This is a genomic window from Mycoplasma sp. 327 (assembly GCF_053851655.1).
In genome coordinates this window covers 142,475-165,530 of the sequence record NZ_JBSQBA010000001.1, presented here as the reverse complement: position 1 = coordinate 165,530, position 23,056 = coordinate 142,475, and the positions used below count along the sequence as shown (strand labels likewise).

Genomic DNA, 23,056 nt, shown 5'->3' with positions numbered 1-23,056 from the left:
TGTATAATTAAACAAATTCAAAATATCGGTGGCTCATTTTTCACGCTAATTAATGCAATACCACTAATTAATAAATTTATAAAAGAAAAAGTTAATATAATTATATGCAACGAAAAACATCTGCCTCAGGCGCAAATTATTCCGTTTGATAATTATTATAATAACAAAGTATTTTTATCTCAATTAACTTGAGATGAGAATTACAAAGCCATAACCTGAAAAAATATTATTAAATTAAAGATTTCTAATCAACTTAATTTGTTAGTAAATTTTAATTTAGTTAATGATGAAGATTATCAAAAATTTAAAAATTATATTTTAGATGTCAAAATTGGTGATTTATCTAACCGCGAGGCTCATGCAGCTAAACTTTATTATAAAAATATTTTTGGAGCTGATTTTAAAAGAGAAAGAAATAACTTCGATGATGATATTAATGCGATGCTAAATTATGGGTATACGATTTTACTATCATTTTATAGTCGGTCAATTAATGGGCGTGGCTTTGATAATCGCATTGGCGTTTTTCATAAAAGCTTTAATAACCCTTATAGTTTAGCATGCGATCTAATGGAAATAGCTAGAGTGTTTATTGACTATGTTGTATATCAGTATTTAATCAAGAAAGCTAATTATCAAGAAGTGAATTGAAAAATTTTTAAGCAAATGCTATATGAATTTTTTGATGAGCACATTAATGTCAACAATAAGCATATAAGAATTCGCGATTATATTGATTATTCAGTTAAAAAAATATTAGAAAATTGTTCATTAGAAGAGTTAATCATTGATTGAAATTCAAAGTAGATTTATGCGAATAATTGTTATGTATGATATTTCGATGGACGATGATAATATCGCTTATTATAATAAATTTAGAAATGAACTAATTAAATTAGGTTATAGCATGATTCAATATTCAATCTATGTTAAATGTATATCAGCTCACACTCAATATCCTTATGAAAAGGATAAACTAATAAAAATCGTTCCAAAAAAATCAAATGTGAGAATTTTATTAGTAACAGAAAGTCAATATCAAAATATTGAAATCATTAATGGCGAAAAATCACTAAATGAATATTACTTAGATAAAAAAATATATTTAGAGGTATAAATTATGTTAGAAATAGTAAAATTTAGTCATCTTTTAGATTATGACTATCAAGGAATTAGAGTTATTGAAAGCAGTAACTCTTTAGCTTTTTTAGCTATGTTAATTAATCATGAAAATCAAAATAATCAACCAAGTCTTTTAATTAATAATAAAAGCTATTTTGTTAATGAAAGTATTATTATTAATCCATTATCAAAAGTTATTGATATCCTTAACTTTAGCAGCAAAAATAGTTTATATAAAATGTTTATAAAAGACAGTAGAATTGATCAAGAAAATTTAATCAAAAGTGATTTATTATCTGAAGTATTAAATTTTTATACAAATTTAGTTGCTGAAGATTTTATTTATCTTAATTTAGATAAATCAAAGTTAGTTAAATTTTTATTCCAACTAAATGATCAGAAATTGATTAATAAAGATATTTTATTTAAGTTTTTTGATTTAACAAATCAATTAGATAAGCAACTTGTAATTATCACTAATTTTGATAATATCAATATTAGCGAGTTGGTTACTTTTACTAATAAATTTAACTTTATTATATTAACTAACAATATTTGAGATATTTGTAATAGCTTTGAAGAGTTGGAAGTTTGTTCAATTTTTGATAATAAAACATTTATCAATATTGATAATGTATCTTTAATTAAAGAAATACTTATGCAAAAATTCAATATTGATGACATTGAAAAAATCAAAGAAAGTAAAACATTGCAAAATGCAATAAAATCAATCATTTTAGATTAATTTTTAATCGAATTTAAACGTTTATATACAAAAATGACATTTTAGTACTATACTATTCTTAAGCAAGGTTAGACATTCGCTCTTAAAAGTGGCAACTTATTTCGATTTTAGTACTATACTATTCTTAAGCAAGGTTAGACATTACTAATTTTATATGACTTTATGAATAAATTTTAGTACTATACTATTCTTAAGCAAGGTTAGACGCGAAGAATCAAGCAGGTTATAATAAGACAATTTTAGTACTATACTATTCTTAAGCAAGGTTAGACATATTTTTACTGATGATATTGAAGATAGAGATTTTAGTACTATACTATTCTTAAGCAAGGTTAGACTAAATCGTTCGAAATTTCTTGCTTCTTATTAATTTTAGTACTATACTATTCTTAAGCAAGGTTAGACTTTTTAAGTATTTAAGTGGTTTATTTTTTTTATTATTAAAAAACACATTCTGTATGGAATGTGTTATAAATTTTCATTAGTAAAATTTAAACTATTTTATTTTTTAATTTAAGATAATTTAAGTTAAATACGTTAATATTAATTAAAATTCTCTTTATTTTTTGTTTATCGCCCTCTACAATAACGTTTCGTTTTGAAATAAATTTTACTTCTATTTGTTGAGTACTATAATTGTTGCCACATAAATAATAGACTTGATTATTGATTGCGTTTTTAAACAACGTATTTTTATATCAGACATCAATTATTTTATTTTCCTCTGGAATGTCTAATGTTTTTTTAATTCTATTTAATTCTTTTTGATTGTAAATTTCTTCTAAAGAAAAATCAGATTTTTTATTGTTATCAAATGTGTAGATTTTTGCATTTACCGGGATATAAGCATATTTATCTTTTCTTGTTTTATAAATCAATAGTGCAACCCAATTAAATGATTCTTTAAATGACTTGCTATCATTTTTATTTAAAGCTACATTGTTAATATCTTTTTTATCACTAACTATTTTTAATTTTTTAACCATTTTGACTTTATTGTTTTCAACGAGTAATAAAATTTGATTATTTTTACAGAAATCTTTATACTCTTCTGAAATTAATTCACTATATTCTTTTTGTAAATCATTCATATAAACTTCAAAAGGACTTTTTTCACCTTTATATTCTAGATATATATTCTTAAGTTTATTAAACTCTTGAGGGTGACTTCTGAACATTAATACATTATCGTGTTTATCTTCTTTTTCGAAGTAATCTTTCATATCATAGACACTTTTACGTTCAACTTTATAAATTATATTTTCATCATCTGGATCTTTGATAGAAGAGTATAAAGTTGCATTAAATAGTTCGATATTATGATCTTTCGTTAATTTTCTTGTAAATCTTACTTTAGATTTAATTTCTTGTTGTCTATTTTCGCCTATCGATTTTTTTACTTTATCTGTTATATCCTCGGTATTGACAGTTAAATCAGAACGCTTACAAATAAATTCACCAGTTTCTTTATCAATAATGTTGTTGTCTTTGTCAATGTAGTAGTTTTCCAAAATTGCTCATTTATTATGGTTCATTTTCATATTGTTTGCTGCAATTGCTAATATTGAAGCATCAATAGCATGGTGATCAAATTCATCACGGTTCTTTTTATCCAATTTCGCTAATTTTCTAATTATGCTTGTAAATTTACCTCTAATAGGTTTTATTGTGAATTGATTGTCATGATTTTTAGCATAGTTTGCTAAAATACTTAAAAATTCTTTACATGCATAACGCGTGTCGTTTAAATTTCTAGAAGCAAATTCTATTTCATCGCTTTGAGAAAGTGTGTCATGCAATAAATTGTTGCACTTTGCAATTAATTCATCGTATGTTTTAAATCAAGGTAAATCTTTGATTTTATCTTTTTTAGAAGTATATTTATCGGCTTTTGATCTTCAATGTGCATATAACCATTTTTTTAGCTCTTCAAATTTTTCGGTTGATAAAAAGTCTTTAGGAACCTTATTTTCCTTTTGCTCATTTGACTCTTTTAGTACCAAAACCTTGTTTCTGATTGAATCGTCAAAACTTTTGCTTTGAGGAAGAATATGATCAATATGTGTATATCCTGGATTTTTATAAACTTTTCTTAAATCAATATCTTGAAGAGAATATAAATCAATTCCGTCCTGTTGTAATCATAGCAATAACTTTAATTTTGTATGATCTGAGCAATTTGAAATACTGAATGAATTATCCATAGTTCTTTCTTTTACTGCCACTTCAATTAGATCATTAACTTTTTTATTGTGTTTATTTTGAGCACTGATTTTTTTAGCTTCTTCTTCACCGTTTTTATCCCTTGGCATTTCTAGGCCAACTTTTGTGATTAAATATTTTTTTCCAAATTCTTTGATAATTTGGTTAAATACCTTAACGCTTTCTCTAATTGAACTTTTAACTGCTGGAGAAACAATTAAATCGTCTAAAAAATTGGCTTGTAAATATTTGCCAGTTTGTTCTTTTGAAATTAGTTTAATTTCATTTTCTTTATTATATTCACTAACTGCTTTATATAAATCACTTTCTTTATTTCATTTTAATGACTCTAGATTGGTAATTTCATCAAACAATGCCTGCAACGTATGTTCAAAAACACGGTATGAAAGTGAATGTGTTTTATTTCCTTTTAATTTAGAACTTTGAGCAATATCTTTTATCGTGTTCTGAATATCACTGTCATTTAATAAATATTTATTGAATACTTTAATACATTCTTTATCGTTTAACTTGTTGATACGGTCATCAATACTTCTATTATAAAATATTGGTTGATATAGCTTATCTAAGTCTCTTATTACATTGAATAAATTTTCACTGTTAAACATTGAAGCAATACAATTATTTTTTACAAAGATATTTAAAATTTCATTTGTTATATTTAGATTTTTATAATCGATATCTTCATTGCTAAAACTATTTGTAGTTAAATCATTATTATTTTTTTTCATTTCTTTAATAATTGATTTTTTATCTATGTTTTTAACTTTTTTATCGTTTTTAAATGAATTAAATCAATTTAAAATTAGATCTTTTTTAACTTGATTGTCTAGATTTATTTTATTTTGTGAATTTTCGTCAATATAAAAAGTTGTATTGTTTAAATTGTGTAATAAATTAAACATTTCTGCACTTGGCGTATTAATAGGCGCTCTATTGTCTTTTTTAAACACGCTACATTTTCCAGTGGTTTTTTCTCATATTACAGTATATTTTTGAATAACTTCACCATTTTCATCTCTTTGAAAAATTCCGTATTCACTCGGACTTTTTATATTGCCAGGCCCTTGTTCAAATGAACGTATATATTTAAATAAATTTAGATAATTATCACTAAATTCTTTAAATAATTTTTGATCATATTTTTTAGACTGAACTTCGAAAAGTTTTTCAAGTTCGGCAACTCATCTTTTATTAGTAAATAAATTACCTGTATTTGCTTCAATGTTTTTGACAAATCCGAATCTATCAAAGTATTTTTTTTCAATTTCGCTTGGATATTTTGAATCGTCTTTAAATTCAGCAAATGAACTGTTATTCTTATCGCCGCCTTTATTATCTTTGGTTTCTTCTTCTATTTCATAAAATACACCACGATTTTTTAAATAATCGTGTAGTATTCAGATTAATTCTTCTGATAAAATTTCTTTTGATAATGCTTTGTATTTTAAATCTATAATATGTGGGTGTTTTTGTGAAGATTTTAAATAAATATTTAAAACATCTTCGACAGATTTTAAATCTAAATTAAACATTTTGCTATATTTAATAACTAATTTTGCATAAGCATTTTTCTTTAAAGCTTTTCTTCTTATGCTTCTTCTAAGAGATCTGTGTGCTCTTCTATCTTCAGCTAAATTAGGTTCATCAAACAATCTAGAACCTAGCGCAATAACTTCGTTAGTTTCATTATTAACAAGCGACCAGCCTACTGAACCAATCCCTAAATCTAGGCCTAATGAAACATCAATTTTTTTATTATCTTGCATGAATTCTCCATTCTAAAAAACATATTTATTATAAATTACAAATATAAATATTTATTTTTTTCATTAAAATTTAGCGAAAATTTGAAGATTTTATTATTGCTAATATTGCAATTTTAATACACTAAACTTTTATCTTAAATTTTCGAACCAAATGAGATTACACAAAATTTATAAAATAACTTTTTTTAACATTTACGTTAAATTGCAGCAAAATGAAAAAATTGTAATTTCATAAAAAAACTAATTTTATAATATAATTTTTCACCACAAAAAATTTATTTTTTTTCATACTTGTTAATTTTTTTAAAAAAACTCTTCTAATAAGTGTTTTTTTATTGCTCCTTGAGTTTTTAATATAATTTCGTTTGTAAATTTAAATACTTTATATTAAAGAAAATCCACACAAAAAGGAAAACAAATGAAAAAATCAATCAGAAAGTTCTTACTACCTTCAGTTATAACTAGTGCTTCTATACTTCCGATGGCTATAGGTCTAATTTCTTCACAATGCACAACAGATTCCAATGTCGAAGCAATAAAAACCCAAGGGTATGCTGATGCTATGCAAAAACTAGCCAACAAATCAATCACTGTTGCTGGGGCATGATCAGACGCTCGTTTTTATGCTAAAGACCATGCTAATGATCTAGCAGTTATTGGGGCTACATCGCACATTTCAAATGATGGTGTTCAGGCGAGATCTGACTTAAAGCTTGGCGATATTAAGGCTCTTCAACAACTTTTAATTGCTGCAATAAAAGAATCAAACAAACAAGTAAAAGATAATAAAGATTCTAACAAAGAAAGCAATCTAACTTACTTAGATAAAAATAACAAGATCCAAAGTATATTCAAAATATACAACCATGATGGCTATGCTCCAGTTGGATTTGATGCAAATATCGTTTACAACATAAATGGAGATTCAAAAAAAGCCTATGAAGTTATTCCTAAGGGCGATAGTGAATATATTTCCTTTGATGAAAAAACAAATAAATTCACAACTGTTGATGAAAAGAAAAACCTTAAAATTCAATTCATTCCTTCTTCTGATGCAGCATTAGTACAAAAAGCAACAGAGAAACTACAATTATGAATAAAGGAAAAAGGAATCAAAAATATTGAAATTAGTGTTTCAAGTGATTACAATAGTGCTGCAACAGCTTTGAAAGCTAAATCGATCGATGTCGCCTTTCTACCCGTCGATACATGAGCTAAGCTATCTGGAGATTCTAGCTTTATTATTCAAGCTGGTAGAAATGTCCAAATTATTGACCCATATATAAGCAAGCAGAATCCATCAACACCTAAATTTAATGATGAAAAACTACTAGTTGAAGCATTTAATAACTACAAAATATTCAATAAAAATAATCTTTATATCAACAAGGAACCATCTAAAAATCCAAATTCAACTACAAACGGATACAACGATGAATTAAAAACACATATTGATTCGTTGGCAACAGGAGAAGAACTTCCAACCGTTGGCTTCTATCGTTCATATATTTATGTTCGCAAAGATTCTGAAATTTACAAAATTGTTATTAAAGCCCTAAAAGAACAAGGTTCTAATTGAAAACTAAAATGATCAGAAGTAAGGGATTATGTAATTTATGGTTATACTTCAACAACATCAGCCGCCTCATATATATACCCTGAACAATGATTTAAAAAACATTTTGAAGGCTTTAAATCTTTCTTAGAATAATACAAAAACTTAATTTAATATAAAACTTAATTATGAATAAAAATTTAAAAATGAAAAGTATTAGCAACATACAACAAAATACTAATAATAATTGAAATATCAACTGAGATAATGTATCAAAAACATATCCTAATGGAACTAAGGGCTTAATTGATGTAAATCTTTCAATTAATCAAGGCGAGTTTGTTGCAATTATTGGTCTATCGGGAGCCGGAAAAACCACACTAATTAAAACAGTAAACAAAATAAATACAATTACCTCAGGAAAATTAACGGTTGGACCTTACAATGTTAATGAATTAAAAGGAAAAAAATTAAGACAATTTAGAACAAAAATTGGAATTATCTTTCAAAATTATAATCTAGTTGAAAACATCACTGTACTACAAAATGTTCTCTCGGCAAGATTACCACAAATGAATTTATTTAGAGCGTTTTTTGGATTTTATAGTAAAAGCGATATTGAACTAGCATATCAATGTTTAGCAAAGGTTAATATTCTAGAAAATGCTTATGATTTAGCAAAAGATTTATCAGGCGGTCAGATGCAGCGCGTGGCCTTAGCACGTACTCTAGCCCAAAAACCAAAAATTATTCTTGCAGATGAACCTGTAGGGGCACTTGATCCGATTATGGCTAAAAGTGTTATGGATGGTTTTTTAATAGCTAACAAATCTGAAAAAATTACCATAATTGCAAATCTCCATCATGTTGATCTAGCCCTACAATATGCAGATCGAATAATAGGGGTAAAAAAAGGCAAAATTATTTTTAATGATAGTTGAGATAAAGTTAATTTAGAACAATTAAAAGAAATATATGGAAAAAAATTGGAACAATTTGATGAAGAACAATTCAATGAAAACCGTAGAAAAAGACTAATTATTCAAAATGAAATTAAAGAAAAAATTAAAAAATTGGAAATCTAGAAATGGATAAACAACAAAGCAAATCTAGCGGTTCTATTGAATATAAAAGCAAAATAAAATTATTTAGTGAATCAGTAACAAATTACTTTAATCCTAAATTCGTTGACATCAATGGCCAAAAGGTAACTAAAAAGTTCCCTTGGTTCAAAATCTTGGGTGGTGCACTAATCTTTATTTTAGTTGTAATAATAATTGCTGCTATTAAACCTGATTTTCAAAACTGAAAAGCTTTTTGAAACCATATTTCGCACTTTTTTGAGACTAATAAAAAGGCGCAAATCGGAGCTGCAGAGTTCACGCCTTATGCAACCTTCTTGCGCAGCTTATCCTATTTATGGACCACTATTTCATACTCAATATTAGGCACTATACTTGGTATTTTTATATCAGTACCGCTAGCATTATTAAGCTCTAAAAATATTATTAAAGATAAATTAATTTATCTTCCCTTTAGAATAATAATGTCGATAATTAGAGCAGTCCCCCCAGTTGTATTCGCATTTATCTTTTTCTTCTTATTTTCAAAATCATTAGCGGCAATGTTTTCAATTGCTATATTTGTTAGCTCATTAATGACAAAATGATTATATGAAGACTTAGACACCTATGATACAAGTGCATTTCAGGGAGCGCAAGCAATTGGTAATAATAAAACTCTTGCTTTTAAAAGCGCAATTTTACCTTATTTAATAAAGAGAATTGTATCATATGGATTCTACTCATTCGAAATGGTTGTTAGATTTGCAGCTATTTTATCAATTGTTGGAATATCAACAATTGGGCAACTTCTTTCTGATCAATACGCCATAACAGATAACCTATCACATATGTCAATTGTTTTATGAGTGTTAATTGCCTTGATGATAGTAATCGAAGCATTAAACTATATGATTAAAAAATTCATTTTAGAATATTCTCAAAAGCACCCTCAAATTGATGAAAAACTTCCATTTGCAAAACAATTAGAACAGCTTAAAAAGCAAAAGTCAAAAATATATATATTCAAGATTTTTGTCATTATTCTTGTGTTTGCGCTTATCCTTGCTTCGCTAACACAAATTGAATGAAAAATTGGAAATAGTATAAAAATTAGCCAATTCAAAGATGGAATTAATAAGCTTTTCAATCCAGATTGATCATTGTTTGGTGGTAATTGAAAAACATCAAAAACAAGTGTTATACCATTAGGGGCTTCGGCTCTACTAGTGGCAATAGCTTCCTCAGTCATTGGTTTGTTTTTTGCACTAATATTAGGAATTCTTGCCGCAAAAAATATTAATAAGTATTTTTCTTACCCATTTAAATTGATTATTATTGTTATTCGTGCTATACCAGCGTTCACTTTTGCCATTCTTTTTATAATCTTGTCAAAAGACTCAAAACTATTCGCCGGTGTCTTGGCACTGGGGATACATTCAATTGGTATGCTTGGAAAACTAATTATGGAGTCAGTTGAAAAAATTCCACACAAGGTGTTTCAATCCTTAGACTCACTAGGCGCGACATGATTTCAAAAAGTCAAATTTATTGTTATTAAATCAATATTACCGCAATCTCTGTCTAACTTCTTATATAGAGTTGAAATCAACTTCAAAAGTACAGTAGTAATTGGCGCCGTAGGAGCTAGTGACTTTGGTTTCCAAATCAGTACATACTCATCCAAAACTGAAGACTGAGACAAGCTTTCATCATACCTAATTTTTACCATTATTGTATTATTGACAATTGAACAAATTTCAAATATCATTCGCTCAAAACTAACAACTGGATACTTCTTTGGCCAAGATGTTTGGTTTAAAAAACTGATTAAGCAAAATATGATTATTAAGTCGCTTGCCATTGCTCTTGTGAACAATGAGGAATTCAAAAATGAAACAAGATATGCAAAATATATGATTGCAAAACACAAGAAGGATCAATTATTTATATACAATTATTGATTAAAAAATGATTTAATTCCAGATGAAAAAAATTATAAAAGACTAATGTCAAATAAAATAGACTATTTAAATCAATATAAAAAAATATTAGTTAAAATTAAAAATGATGTTAAAAATGTTTATAAAACAACATATATGCGAACAATTCAAAATCTAGCAAATATGAAAAACTGATTCAAGAAATCTAAAATAGCTAAAAAATCCGCCAAAATTGCGGTTGATCATTATTTTGACAATTATTCATTAACGGTGGCCTAAATTATGGAAAATATGAAACAAAAATTTATTAAATTTTGAGAATATCTAGAAAACGCAAATAATATAACATTATGTACTCATGTTGAACCAGATGGTGATACCCTAGGATCTGCAGTCGCTCTCAAGCATCTTATAAAAATAAACCTAAAAAATAAGAATGTAAGAATTTCTGGCGGCGATTATCCAAGAAACCTATTGTTCTTGGAAGATGAAAAAATTTCATTAGTTGATAATGACTTTTTTAATAACTCACTAAAGGTGGTTGTTGATACATCTACAAAGAATAGAATCTTTGATCAAAGAGTCAAAACCGAAGAATCAATTAAAATTGACCATCATCCTTTGGAAGGCGAATGATTATTTGAAATTGGTGGTGATTTTTGACCTGCAACCGGACAAGTAATGACCACACTTGTTATGGAACTAAATTTAAAAACAGACAAAAAAGTTCTCGAAGGCCTTGCTGTGGCAATCATTACTGATACTGAATTTTTCAAAGAGAGAAATGTTACCCAAGAAACTTTTAAATGTATGGAATTTTTATTAAAGGAAGGTCTAGATTATAATCTTTTACTTAAAAAAATGCAACTTAATGCGGAAGAAAACAGATTCATTTTTAATGCAATAAACAATTCCCAAAAAGAAGGAATAGTTACATATATGATTGTTGATCAAATTGTTTCAAATGATATCGCAAGACCTCTTGTTGCTAAATTTGTAGAAGTATCTAACACTGAAGTTTCACTAGCATTATTAAAACGAAAACAGGGTGATTATCGCTGTGAAATTAGATCAAAAACTACTTATGATGTATCAAAAGTTGCAAACTATTTTCAAGGCGGTGGGCACTTAAACTCATCTGGATTTATTCAACAGGATTTAAATAAATTGCAAGAAATAGTTAACTTTATAAACAAACATTATTTAATATAAAAAATAAGAGTTAGGGGCGCATTAAACCTCTAACTTTTTAAAATATTAAAATATAATTTTAAGTACTAATATTTTATCTAAAAGGAAATTGTTATGTTTGAACCAATTGAACCATATAAAACTGGTTTTTTAAAAGTAAGCGATATTCACTCTATATATTATGAAGAAGTAGGTAACCCAAATGGTCAACCAATTTTATTTATACATGGTGGTCCAGGAGGGGGAATTTCTGAATCAAATCGCCAATATTTTGATCCAAGTCATTACCGAATTATTTTATTCGACCAAAGAGGTTGCGGCAAATCTATGCCATCTGCCGAAATAAAAGAAAATACTACACTAAACTTAATTAGCGATATTGAAGAGTTGCGCAAAAACTTAAATATTGATAAATGGATACTTTTTGGTGGTTCATGAGGATCCTGTTTGTCACTTATTTATGCCATTAATTACCCTCAAAATGTATTGGGTATGATTTTGCGAGGTGTATTCTTAGGGCGCCAAGAAGACGATTATTACCTTTATCAACAGGGTGCTTCTTTCTATTTTCCTGAAGCATATGAAGAATTTTCCAACTTTATTCCAATTGAAGAAAGACATAATTTAATCAAGGCATACCACAAGTATCTAAATAGTCCAAATATTGAATTAGCATACAATGCAGCATACCATTGAGCTAAATGAGAACTCGGGCTTATAACGATGAATCCACTAACAGAAATAGAAGAAATTTTATCTAATAAGAAAAGCAATTTAGAATTAGCTAGACTTGAAAATCATTATTTTATTAATCATATTTTTTTAGAAGATAACTATATATTAAAAAATATTGACAAAATCCGAAATATTCCAACAATAATTATTCACGGTAGATTTGATATGGATTGCAGACCAGAGGGCGCTTACCTTTTACATAAAAATCTAAACAAATCAAAGTTAAATTTTGTTATTGCAGGTCATTCCTCAAAAGAAGAAAAGATTGCCGAAGCACTAGTTAATGCTACAGAAGAATTTAAAAATTTGCAATAAATAATTCATAGACTTTGAAGGCAAAAAACATTCAGAAAATACGCCTGAATGTTTTTTTTACAAAATCTCATTTAAGTTTTTCATCTAGATTAGATTCAAAAAAATATTTTAAATAAATTGAATCAAAATTTTTTAAGCTTTTGAAGCTGAAATAAAAAAGATAATAAAACCTACAAGTGTTAATATTAGCAAGATCAGCCGACAATTATTAACAAAAATAAAGTGTTTATATTCAAACATAAACAATAATGCTTTGTTTCAATGTCTATATTATTGAAATTCAGAAATAGTGACAATTTCATTGTTAATTTCACTAAGAGCATTATCATAAAATATTAATAATATAATAACTGTAGGTCTATATATGCTAGATTATAATTAAAATAATTGACGCAAAACCTGGACCAACATTAGCTATATTGCAACAAATGTATATATCGACATTACAACAACAATAAAAGTAAAAACAAACAATGCCAGTGATAGATCAAATGAAACAAAATGACCTTGTTTAGACTTTTTTGTTTCGCACAAATGTTGCTTCATCAAAATAGCCAGTCACTCATAAATAAATCCTTTAAATTTCAAATCTATAACCTATTATATTTTTTAAATATTTAACTTATTAAACTAAATTATAATTTATAAAAAAATATGTATCTTTATTTCAGTATCTTTTTACCTTCTAAGCGCCTGAAGTGCATATGATTACCCTGATAAACAATAATAATGAAAAATAATACCTAGAGGTATTAATAACTTGCTGCATCCAATTTAGAATTAACTTTTTTTCTTAATTGTGCTTTAATTTAAAATTAAAAATATACTAGTTTTTTTTAGCAAATCACTTCTTTAAGACATACAAATAAGTTCGCTTAATACGTGATTTTGTATATCTTTTTGATGTACAAGAATCAATAAATTCATCGTAGGATAAAGCTTCAATGTTTTTCTTAAATAAATTTTCCATCCCTTCACTAACAAGTTTAATTTTGGCGATTCTTTGTGGTGACCAATGTCTTATTATTCTTTGGAATTTTTTATATGTATCTTCAATCCTCTTAACTCTTTTAATTTTTAGTGGAGAAAAATTTGAAATATCCTCATTATTTTTTATCATTTCTCTTAATTTTGTTCCTGATGCATAAATTGAACTTGTTTCCCCAGAATGATGTGAAATTGACCTTTTTATACAATCAAGTTTAATATGAGGTTTATTTTTTAATATGTATTTAGTGTATTCAAAGCCCAAAATATCCTGCGGAATTTCTTCTTCTTTTAAGAATAGTTTTAACGATTCATAACAGGATAAAATAAAGGATTTTCCTTGTTTTAAAAGCAACTTAACATTTTTGTTATATAAATCCAGATTTTCATCCAATAACCTGGCAGCACTTATGTATTTTTTTATTTCATCGCTATCGGATGTTCCAAAAAAAAGAATATCAATTTTTTGTTTATCTAACATATCAATTGAGCCTTTTGCAAAAAAGTGTGCTGCCTGTGTTGAAGTTTCAAAATCTAACTTAACAACCTTATCAACACCATATTTCATACATATTTTTTTTCTTTTTGCAAAAGGAGCGCAAGCAATCTCACCACGTTGGGTAAAATTAGAGGACAAGGCAACAATAATTTTCGAATTTGGATATCTTTCTTTAATTTTATTAATTAAGTATATATGACCATTATGAAATGGATTATATTCTGCAATAATGCCAATTTTTAACATAAATTTATTCTTCCTACAATTCAATAATTCTTAAAAATTATAAATTAATTTGCTTTAAAAAAAATCTAAAAAGACCTATTAAAAAATAATTTCTTTATAATTAATGTACTAAAGATAATAAATAAAAATTGGAGAAATTATGATTGATTTATCAATAAAAAATGTTGCAAAAAGATTGAATATACGTAATGAGCAGGTTAGTGAAACCCTTAAATTATTAAAAGAAGGCGCTACAATTCCCTTTATTTCACGTTATAGAAAAGATGTGACCGGTGGTCTTGATGAAGAACAAGTTGCAAATATTAGCGAATTTTATGAGTATGATGTAGAACTTCAAAGAAGGAAAGAATATGTTAAAAAAATTCTTGAAGAAAAAAAGCTACTTGATGTTGAAATATCGAAAAAAATTGATGATGCAATAACTAAGCAGGAAGTTGAAAATATATATGAACCTTTTAAGGTAGGCAAAAAAACAAAAGCCACCGAAGCTCTTGCATTAGGATTAGGGCCACTTGCTGAGCTTATTATGACAAATAAGGATGAAAAATTTAATGTTTTTAAAGAAGCTTCGAAATATATTAATGGAGATACATTAAAAGATGTTGAACAAGTTTTAGAACAAACTAAATATATAATTGCTCAAAATATTTCACAAGATATTTCAGTTCGCGAATATGTTAAAAATCAACTTATAAACTACGGTGTTATCGTAACAAAAAAGAAAAGCGTGGATGACGAAAAAGAAACATTCAAACAATATTATGACTATAGCGAGAAGGTTAAAAATATCCCTAACCATCGTGTATTAGCTATTACTCGTGGCGAAGACAAAAAAATCATTTCATATACAATTGAATTCAATGAAAAGGTTATCATTTATTATCTAAACAACAAATTTTTCATCAACAAAAGAACAGCTAAGATTGTTAATGAAGCAATAAAGGATTCACTAGATCGTTTAATATTTCCATCGATAATAAGAGAAATAAAGACAGATTTATTTGAGCGTGCCGAAAAAGAAGCTATTGAAATTTTTGCTCAAAACCTTGAAGATTTATTACTTTCTCCAGCCACAAAAAATAAAAATATTTTATCTATCGATCCTGGATATACTAACGGCTGCAAATGTGCAATGCTAGACGGTAATGGAAAATATTTAGAAGGTTTTGTTATCCATCCACACACTAACTCAAAAGAAGAATTTCTAAATGCAGTCAAAAAGATGCATGAAATACTTAACAAATATGAGATTGATCTAATTGTTATTGGAAATGGAACCGCTAGCCGTGAAACAGAAGAATTTATTGATAAATTATTAAAAATAAGAAGAGAAAAAGAATTAAACAAAAACACTAAATTTGCCATTGTTAGCGAAGTAGGCGCTTCTGTATACTCGGCTTCAAAAATTGCGCAAGAGGAATTCCCTGATTTAGAACTAGAATTTAGATCAGCAATTAATATAGGCAGAAAATTTCAAGATCCTTTGAATGAGCTAATTAAAATTGAACCAAAATCTCTTGGGGTAGGTCAGTATCAACATAATGTTAATCAAAAAGAATTATCTTTAAAATTAGCATTCAAAGTCGGAAAGGCAGTCAATATGGTTGGAATTGATTTAAACACCGCAACCAAATATATATTAGAGTATGTTTCTGGCCTTTCGAAATCATTAGCACAAAATATTGTTGATTATCGTAATGAGAACGGCTTATTTAAATCAAGAACTGATCTTAAAAAGGTTAAAGGTTTAGGCCCTAAAGCTTATGAACAATCAGTTGGTTTTCTACGAATTTATGATTCTAATGTATTTTATGATAAGACAAATATACACCCTGACTTATATGAACTTGCCGATAGAATAATAAAAGAATTAGCTATTGATTTAAAAAATATCGATAAGGAAATATTGCTTTCAACTAATAAGGATGAATTAGCTAAAAACCTAGGCGCAAATCAATATGACATTGACCTAATTATTGATTCTTTATTAGCACCTGGAAAGGATATAAGGGATGATAAACCAGGATATATTGTTAATGACAAAATTTTAAAATTTAGTGATATCCAACTGGGCCAAGAAATTATTGGCCAGGTTCAAAATATTACCAACTTCGGTGTATTTGCCTATATTGGCCTAAAGGAAAATGTTTTGATTCATATTCGCAATATGAAGAAGGAAAATTCCCAATATATCAACCATCCTAATGAACTAGTTTCAATTGGCGATAACATAAATATAAAAATTATTGATATTGATAAAGTAAACTCAAAAATTCAAGGAAAAATTATTTGAAAATAAATTAATGTATTAAAATTTTATTATACTGTTTTTAATTAAGATTAAAAAGGGTTGGCCATAGGCCGATCCTTTTTGTAATTATAAGATATAAAAAAGGAGATAAAAATGAATACCAAAACTTTTGATTCGAAACTAAAAGCAACACAAATTTTTAGTGCTATATATAATGTTTCACAGATCAAAAATATTGATGAAGAAGCAGTAGTTGATTTATTTAAAAAAGCTGTTGAACAAGTGATTTTTAGTCAATATGATCCTGATGCTGAATTAGAATTTATCATTGATAAAGATAAGAAACAGTTTAAAATAATAAACCATACAAAAATCGTTACTAATGACCCTATAACATATGAAGACAAAGATAATTTTTGTCCTTGCATTGAAATCGCTTTAAGCGATGCTAAAAAAATTAATGCAGATATTAAGGAGGGCGATATCATTGCCGAGGAAATAGATTTTGAATTATTCCATAAACGTGATTATCAAAAAATTCTAAGTATCTTCAACCAACAAATTAGAGAATTGGAAAAACAATTAACCTTTAATAAATATAGTAGCTTAATAGGTACTATAGTTAAAGCTAAAATAACAAATATTACCAAAACTGGTACACTCATGGAATTTCGTGATGGGACTGTTGCTTATATGCCACCATCTACAAGCAATTTAAGATTATTATCCAATCTAAAAGCCGGCGATTTGTTAGATGTTTATATTGAAGAAGTAAAACCTGAATCTAAAAATGCACAAATATTAGTATCCTCAGTTGAATCTAAATTAATAAATAAATTATTCGAACAAGAAATACCAGAAATTGCTGAGGGATTTATTGAAATTATTAAGGTTGTTAGAATACCAGGGGAAAGAGCAAAAGTTGCTATAAGAAAAACAGAAAAAGCGCCTTTTGCTCTCGAAGAATTAGGCACAGTAATCGGAACAGATTCAGCTAGAATTGAAGCTATTTCGAAACAACTAAACCACGAAAAAATTGATGTTGTATTATATGATGAGGACAAAAAGAAATTTGTAATGAATGCTGTTAGTCCTTCAAGAGTTATTGATATTGTCGAAAAAGAAGATTCAACTCCACAGTTCAATAGTTTTATTGTTATTGTTCCTAATGCTCAACATACTTTAGCAATTGGCAAAAAAGGGCAAAATGTTCGACTTGCCTCAGAATTAACAAGAAGCCGCTTAGACATAATTAGCCAAGCGCAAGCCGATCAACTCCAAATAAAATATTCATTTAAAAATGCAAATATTACTGAAGAAGAAGCTAAATTAAAATATGTAGGTCAAAAGTTAAATCTAAAACCAATTAGCAATCATAGAAATTCTAAGAAATCCAATGAATCATTCTTTGATAATACATTCAATATATCAGAATTTGACCAAGACCTAGCTGAGCTTAGACAAAAAGCACAACAAACAGATCATATTTTTGAAAAACAATTATATGAATCTATTTCTGATGAGGAAATAGAAAGAACATGAATTGATATGCAAAATGAATTAGAAAACGAAGAAATGGAAGATTTAGATGTATACTCAGGTAACACTAAACAAAATGAAATTAAAGACAAAGCAAAAATCGAAGCCGACTATGAAAAAATAACTCAAACAAAAATGAAGGACTTCAAAAAAGATGATGACCTAAGTGCTGGTTTAGAGAATTTAGATTTAGGTGATTTAAATGATGAAGATTGATAAAAAATATAGTCGTAAATCTATTGTTGATGGAAAAATTTATCCTATAAAAAACTTAGTTAGATTTGCAAAAATTAATAATGAATTTTATTTTGATCCAAACATTGAACTAGGTGGCCGAGGAACATACTGTTTAGATAATGAGGAACAAATCGAAACCCTTTTTAAAAAGCATTTACTAAATAAAGCATTTAGACAAAATATTGATGATTGTATTTATAAAAAATTATGAAATGAGGTGAATATATGGCTAAGCAAAAATGTAACAAAAGAATTTCAAATGTAGACAATATTAAAGAAAAATTAAACGTTGTAGAAGCAAAAGTCAAAAATGGTGTATTTATTTTTACAGGTCCACTAACAGTTTGTGAATTTAGTCAAAAAATTAACCAAACTGCTGCGCAAATTTTAACCTACTTCTTTAAAAAAGGAATAATGAAAAATATTAACACCTTCTTAAATGAAGAAGAAATTGCGGAAATATGTTTACATTATAATCTTGATTTTCAAAAAGAAGAATCAGTTGATGCTGAAAATTTATTTGATAAACTTGAAGTTATTAATGATCCAAACGACCTTTCAACACGCCCTCCCATTGTGACAATTATGGGCCATGTTGACCACGGTAAAACAACACTAATTGACCAAATTAGAAAAAGTAACATTCTTTCAACAGAATTTGGTGGGATTACCCAACATACTGGTGCATATCAAGTTGAATATAATGGTAGAAAAATTACCTTTCTTGACACCCCTGGACACGAAGCGTTTACTGAAATGCGTTCGAGAGGGGCTAGGGTAACTGATATTGTTATTATTGTTGTAGCTGCAGATGACGGAGTTAAACCGCAAACTATTGAAGCCATCGATCATGCGAAAGCTGCCAATGTGCCAATTATTATCTTTGTTAATAAGATGGATAAGTCAAATGCAGACCCTGAGAAAATTAAAAGCCAACTAAGCGAGCATAATATTATTTGTGAAGAATGAGGAGGCGAAAACCAATTCATTTATGGTTCAGCAATGATGAATAATAATATTGATGCTTTATTAGAATCTATTTTTCTTCAAGCTGATTTACTAGACCTAAAGGCAAATCTGAATCGCGATCCTTTTGGAACTATTATTGAATCAAAGATTGATAAAGGTAGAGGGGTAGTGTCAACGGTTATTGTTGAGAATGGTACTCTTATGCCTCGAGATTTTATTGTCGCTGGTGGTCAATATGGAAACATTAGAAGCTTAACCTCAACCGAGGGAAAACCATTGCAAAAAGTCTTACCAGGCACACCTTGCATAATTACAGGTCTCAATAAGAATCCCTCATCAGGTGATAGATTTATTGTAATTAGTGATGAAAAATTCGCTAAGAAGCTAGCAGAAGAAAAATCTTTTATTAATAAACAAAAAGAATTAAGTGAAAGAAATTCCTTCACTATAAAAGATGGACAAAAAACCTTAAACATAATTATTAAAACCGATGTGCAGGGGACTGCTGAAGCAATTAAGCAAACGCTATCTAAACTAAAAAATGATGAAATCTCTGTTAATGTTATTAGAGCAACAGCGGGAGAGCTAACTAAAGCAGACTTACTCTTAGCTGAAGCATCTAATTCAAGAATTTATCTATTTAACATTAGCACATCAAGCGAAATTAAAAAACTAGCTGAAACTAAAAAAATAAAAATTGTTTCTCATAACATTATTTATAAAATTGTTGAGGAAATAGAAGCAATTATCAATACCTTAAAAGAACCAGTTTATGAAGAAAAATTAATTGGACAGGCTGTTGTTATAAAACTTTTTTTCTACTCGAAAGTAGGAACAATTGCAGGTTGCATGATGCTTGAAGGACAAGCGAAAGAACTTTGCAAAGTTGAAGTAATTAGAAAAGGCAAAAGTATCTTTAAGGGCTCAATAAGCTCCTTAAAAAGAGAAAAAAATGATGTTAAAGTTGTCGAAAAAGGCTTTGATTTTGGTACCCATATTAAAGATTTTGATAAAATAGATATAGATGATGAATTAAAATTTTATGAGGATGTATTAGTATAATATGAACGCAATTATGCATGAAAGAAAAACTCAATTATTATTAGAATTAATTGGAAATAGTTTTTTTGAATTAAAAGATTTTGATGTAACAAACATCTCAATTAACGACGTAATTTTATCAAACGATGGATCACATGCTAAAGTATATATAACCTTATTTAAAGACAAGGAAAGATACTTTGACAAAGTGACTTCAATGGCGCCATTTATTCGTTCAGTTGTAGCTAAAAGTTGAAAATATAAAAAATTACCAGAACTAGTATTTTTAATTGATAAAGTTGAGCCTGAAGCTGCAAGAATTGAAAAAATACTTAAAGATATTAAAGAATAGTACTTAATAAATGAACAATCAGTATGATGCTATCGTAATAGGTGGTGGTCATGCCGGAATCGAAGCAACTTTTGCACTAGCAAAAAGAAATCTAAAAGTAGCCTTAATAACTCTAAATACTAACCGCTTAGCAATGCTACCTTGTAATCCATCGATTGGTGGATCGGCAAAAGGAATTATTACTCGTGAAATCGATGCCCTAGGAGGAGTTCAGGGCTTTTTTGCCGACCTATCCATGATCCAAATTAAAATGTTAAATACTTCAAAAGGTCCAGCTGTTTGATCGCTTAGAGCCCAAATAGACAAAGATAAATATTCACAAATAATTCTAAATGCTGTAAAAAAAGAAAATAATATTGTTTTAATTGAAGATGAAGTTTCTGATCTAATCATAGTTGACAAAAAATGTGTTGGTGTTAAAACTTTAAAACACGGCGATATACACTCGCAAGTCACAATTATGACAACCGGTGTCTATATGAACTCACGCATCCTACGAGGCACTGATATTAAAAACGATGGTCCTGACGGTGAAAAAAATAGTTCAACTCTATCCAAAAATTTAGCTAAATATGGTTTTGAAATCCAAAGATTAAAAACCGGAACTCCTTGTCGTATTTATACTGATAGTATTGATTTTACAAAAGTAGAAAGAGAAATTCTAGATAAAACTGAACTTTGTTTTTCCAAGCGAAGTAATATAAAATTAGATGAACAAACTTCTTGTTTTCTAACTCATACAACAGCCAAAACTAAAGAAATAGTACTAAAAAACCTTGATAAAAGCTCATTATATTCTGGAATAATTATTGGTATCGGACCAAGATATTGCCCTAGCATTGAAGACAAAATTGTTAGATTTCAAGACAAGGAAACACACCACATATTTTTTGAACCAGAAACTAAAAAAGGTGACATTATGTACATTAACGGTTTATCCACTTCAATGCCTGTCGATGTCCAAGATGAAATGATTAGATCAGTACCTGGATTAGAAAATTGTAGAATTCAAAAATATGGATACGCCATTGAATATGATGCTATTAATCCGCTTAATTTATATAAATCGCTAGAATCTAAAATATTAGAAAACTTTTTTTCGGCCGGACAACCTAATGGGACAAGTGGTTACGAAGAAGCAGCGGCCCAAGGCTTAATAGCCGGAATTAATGCAGCAAATAAGATTCAAAATATGCCTTCTATGGAAATCAAAAGAAGCGACGCTTATATCGGTGTCTTAATTGATGATATCGTTACCAAAGGTACCACAGAGCCATATCGTATGTTAACAAGTCGTTCAGAATATCGATTATTATTAAGAAATGACAATGTTGATGAAAGATTATGCCAATATGCTTATGACAATAAAATGATAAATGAAGAAGAATATCAAAAAATTGTTAATAAATATAATCTTATTCAAACAACAATTGAAGAACTTAAAAATAAATATGTATCTTCAAAGAGCGAATTAGGCATTAAATATAACGTTATCAATGGCCAATCTTACCTTAAGTTACTTGCCAATCCTGAGACAGACCCAATAGATATCTTAGAAAATGATTTTCCCTTCATTGAAGAATTAACAATTCAAGTAAGACTATTTGGATATCTTAAAAAACAAGAAACAGCTGCTGAAAAAATGATTCGCCTGGAAAATCTAAAAATCCCTGAAAATATAAATTATTCCTTGGTAGATAATCTCGCTACAGAAGCAAGACAAAAACTTGAAAAAATTAGACCCTCAACTATTGGACAAGCAACAAGAATTAGTGGAATTAACCCATCTGACATACAAATGCTAATGTTCTATCTAAATAACCGCAAAAAATAAAAAATAAAAATGAAAATAAACTTAATTGCAGTTGGTTCTTTAAATTCAGATATTAAGAAAATTTATGATTCATATTTAAAAAAAATAAACTTTTTAGCAACAATTAATTTAATTGAAATTAAAGAAATTATTAATGATAATATTGATATTAAAATTGCAAAGGAAACTGAAGCAATATTAGCAAAAATACCAAAAAATTCAAAAATTTTTTATCTTTCATTACAAGGAAAACAAATGAATAGTGAGGAATTTTCTAATATACTTATTGAAGATAATTTAACTTTTATTATTGGCGGGTCAAATGGCGTAGATGAAACAAAATTTAAAAATAAAATTTGTTTTTCCAGAATGACCTTCCCACATCAGTTATTTAGAATCATGTTAATTGAACAAATTTATCGTGGATTAGCCATTAAGAAAAATATTAAATATCATAAATAAT

18 protein-coding genes and 1 CRISPR repeat array are annotated in these 23,056 nt (G+C 27.8%); of the genes, 15 read left to right on the top strand and 3 right to left on the bottom strand.

Going from position 1 to position 23,056, the window contains the following annotated elements; translation table 4 throughout:
• From cas1 to ACWXVS_RS00525, 3 genes are all read left to right on the top strand, one after another.
• Nucleotides 1-807: type II CRISPR-associated endonuclease Cas1 (gene cas1 / locus ACWXVS_RS00535; protein WP_455994519.1), on the top strand; the 807-nt coding region annotated here is incomplete at its 5' end.
• A gap of 4 nt (nt 808-811) precedes the next feature.
• Nucleotides 812-1,117 carry a CRISPR-associated endonuclease Cas2 gene (gene cas2, locus ACWXVS_RS00530; RefSeq protein ID WP_438340428.1) on the top strand — a complete coding sequence of 102 codons (306 nt, stop codon included), beginning with the start codon at nt 812-814 and terminating at the stop codon, nt 1,115-1,117.
• 3 nt (nt 1,118-1,120) lie between these two features.
• Nucleotides 1,121-1,867, top strand: coding sequence for a hypothetical protein (locus tag ACWXVS_RS00525; RefSeq protein WP_455994517.1), 747 nt, complete (start codon nt 1,121-1,123; stop codon nt 1,865-1,867).
• 38 nt (nt 1,868-1,905) lie between these two features.
• Nucleotides 1,906-2,272: direct repeats of the CRISPR family, unit length 36 nt; unit sequence ATTTTAGTACTATACTATTCTTAAGCAAGGTTAGAC.
• Between the two features lie 86 nt (nt 2,273-2,358).
• Here ACWXVS_RS00525 and cas9 read toward each other — a convergent pair.
• Nucleotides 2,359-5,859: a type II CRISPR RNA-guided endonuclease Cas9 gene (cas9, locus tag ACWXVS_RS00520; protein WP_455994515.1), complete on the bottom strand. Its 3,501-nt coding sequence runs from the start codon at nt 5,857-5,859 to the stop codon at nt 2,359-2,361.
• A 418-nt stretch (nt 5,860-6,277) separates the two neighbouring features.
• On the opposite strand from cas9, the gene ACWXVS_RS00515 reads away from it, so the two are divergent.
• From ACWXVS_RS00515 to pip, 5 genes are all read left to right on the top strand, one after another.
• Complete coding sequence (locus ACWXVS_RS00515; RefSeq protein WP_444704854.1) at nt 6,278-7,570, top strand: hypothetical protein; 1,293 nt, start codon at nt 6,278-6,280, stop codon at nt 7,568-7,570.
• 50 nt (nt 7,571-7,620) lie between these two features.
• Nucleotides 7,621-8,499, top strand: a complete 879-nt coding sequence (phnC, locus tag ACWXVS_RS00510; protein ID WP_455994513.1) for a phosphonate ABC transporter ATP-binding protein — start codon at nt 7,621-7,623, stop codon at nt 8,497-8,499.
• Nucleotides 8,500-8,501: 2 nt separating this feature from the next.
• Nucleotides 8,502-10,697 carry a PhnE/PtxC family ABC transporter permease gene (locus ACWXVS_RS00505; protein WP_455994511.1) on the top strand — a complete coding sequence of 732 codons (2,196 nt, stop codon included), beginning with the start codon at nt 8,502-8,504 and terminating at the stop codon, nt 10,695-10,697.
• Between the two features lie 3 nt (nt 10,698-10,700).
• Nucleotides 10,701-11,630: a DHH family phosphoesterase gene (locus tag ACWXVS_RS00500; RefSeq protein WP_455994509.1), complete on the top strand. Its 930-nt coding sequence runs from the start codon at nt 10,701-10,703 to the stop codon at nt 11,628-11,630.
• 93 nt (nt 11,631-11,723) lie between these two features.
• Complete coding sequence (gene pip / locus ACWXVS_RS00495; protein WP_455994507.1) at nt 11,724-12,659, top strand: prolyl aminopeptidase; 936 nt, start codon at nt 11,724-11,726, stop codon at nt 12,657-12,659.
• A 414-nt stretch (nt 12,660-13,073) separates the two neighbouring features.
• On the opposite strand, the gene ACWXVS_RS00490 is transcribed toward pip, so the two are convergent.
• Together ACWXVS_RS00490 and ACWXVS_RS00485 are read right to left on the bottom strand one after the other, a co-directional pair.
• A complete protein-coding gene (locus ACWXVS_RS00490; RefSeq protein WP_455994505.1) occupies nt 13,074-13,247 on the bottom strand; it encodes a hypothetical protein in 174 nt (57 codons plus the stop codon).
• Between the two features lie 238 nt (nt 13,248-13,485).
• On the bottom strand, nt 13,486-14,391 hold the full coding sequence (locus ACWXVS_RS00485) for a nucleotidyltransferase (RefSeq protein WP_455994503.1): 906 nt from the start codon (nt 14,389-14,391) through the stop codon (nt 13,486-13,488).
• A gap of 139 nt (nt 14,392-14,530) precedes the next feature.
• Here ACWXVS_RS00485 and ACWXVS_RS00480 point away from each other — a divergent pair, with 139 nt between their 5' ends.
• The 7 genes from ACWXVS_RS00480 to ACWXVS_RS00450 all read left to right on the top strand — a co-directional run bounded on the left by ACWXVS_RS00480 (nt 14,531) and on the right by ACWXVS_RS00450 (nt 23,055).
• The gene (locus tag ACWXVS_RS00480; protein WP_455994501.1) at nt 14,531-16,690 is read left to right on the top strand and encodes a helix-hairpin-helix domain-containing protein; all 2,160 of its coding nucleotides are present in this window, start codon (nt 14,531-14,533) and stop codon (nt 16,688-16,690) included.
• Between the two features lie 105 nt (nt 16,691-16,795).
• The gene (nusA, locus tag ACWXVS_RS00475) at nt 16,796-18,400 is read left to right on the top strand and encodes a transcription termination factor NusA (protein WP_455994499.1); all 1,605 of its coding nucleotides are present in this window, start codon (nt 16,796-16,798) and stop codon (nt 18,398-18,400) included.
• The gene (locus ACWXVS_RS00470; RefSeq protein WP_438340440.1) at nt 18,384-18,683 is read left to right on the top strand and encodes a DUF448 domain-containing protein; all 300 of its coding nucleotides are present in this window, start codon (nt 18,384-18,386) and stop codon (nt 18,681-18,683) included. The genes nusA and ACWXVS_RS00470 overlap by 17 nt, the downstream gene beginning before the upstream one ends.
• Nucleotides 18,644-20,449, top strand: coding sequence for a translation initiation factor IF-2 (infB, locus tag ACWXVS_RS00465; protein WP_438340441.1), 1,806 nt, complete (start codon nt 18,644-18,646; stop codon nt 20,447-20,449). The genes ACWXVS_RS00470 and infB overlap by 40 nt, the downstream gene beginning before the upstream one ends.
• A 1-nt stretch (nt 20,450) precedes the next feature.
• Nucleotides 20,451-20,780, top strand: coding sequence for a 30S ribosome-binding factor RbfA (gene rbfA, locus ACWXVS_RS00460; protein ID WP_438340442.1), 330 nt, complete (start codon nt 20,451-20,453; stop codon nt 20,778-20,780).
• Nucleotides 20,781-20,790: 10 nt separating this feature from the next.
• Nucleotides 20,791-22,614 (top strand): tRNA uridine-5-carboxymethylaminomethyl(34) synthesis enzyme MnmG, encoded by a 1,824-nt coding sequence (gene mnmG, locus ACWXVS_RS00455; protein ID WP_455994497.1) that lies wholly within the window; start codon nt 20,791-20,793, stop codon nt 22,612-22,614.
• Between the two features lie 9 nt (nt 22,615-22,623).
• On the top strand, nt 22,624-23,055 hold the full coding sequence (locus ACWXVS_RS00450) for a 23S rRNA (pseudouridine(1915)-N(3))-methyltransferase RlmH (protein ID WP_455994495.1): 432 nt from the start codon (nt 22,624-22,626) through the stop codon (nt 23,053-23,055).
• Nucleotide 23,056 lies beyond the last annotated feature (1 nt).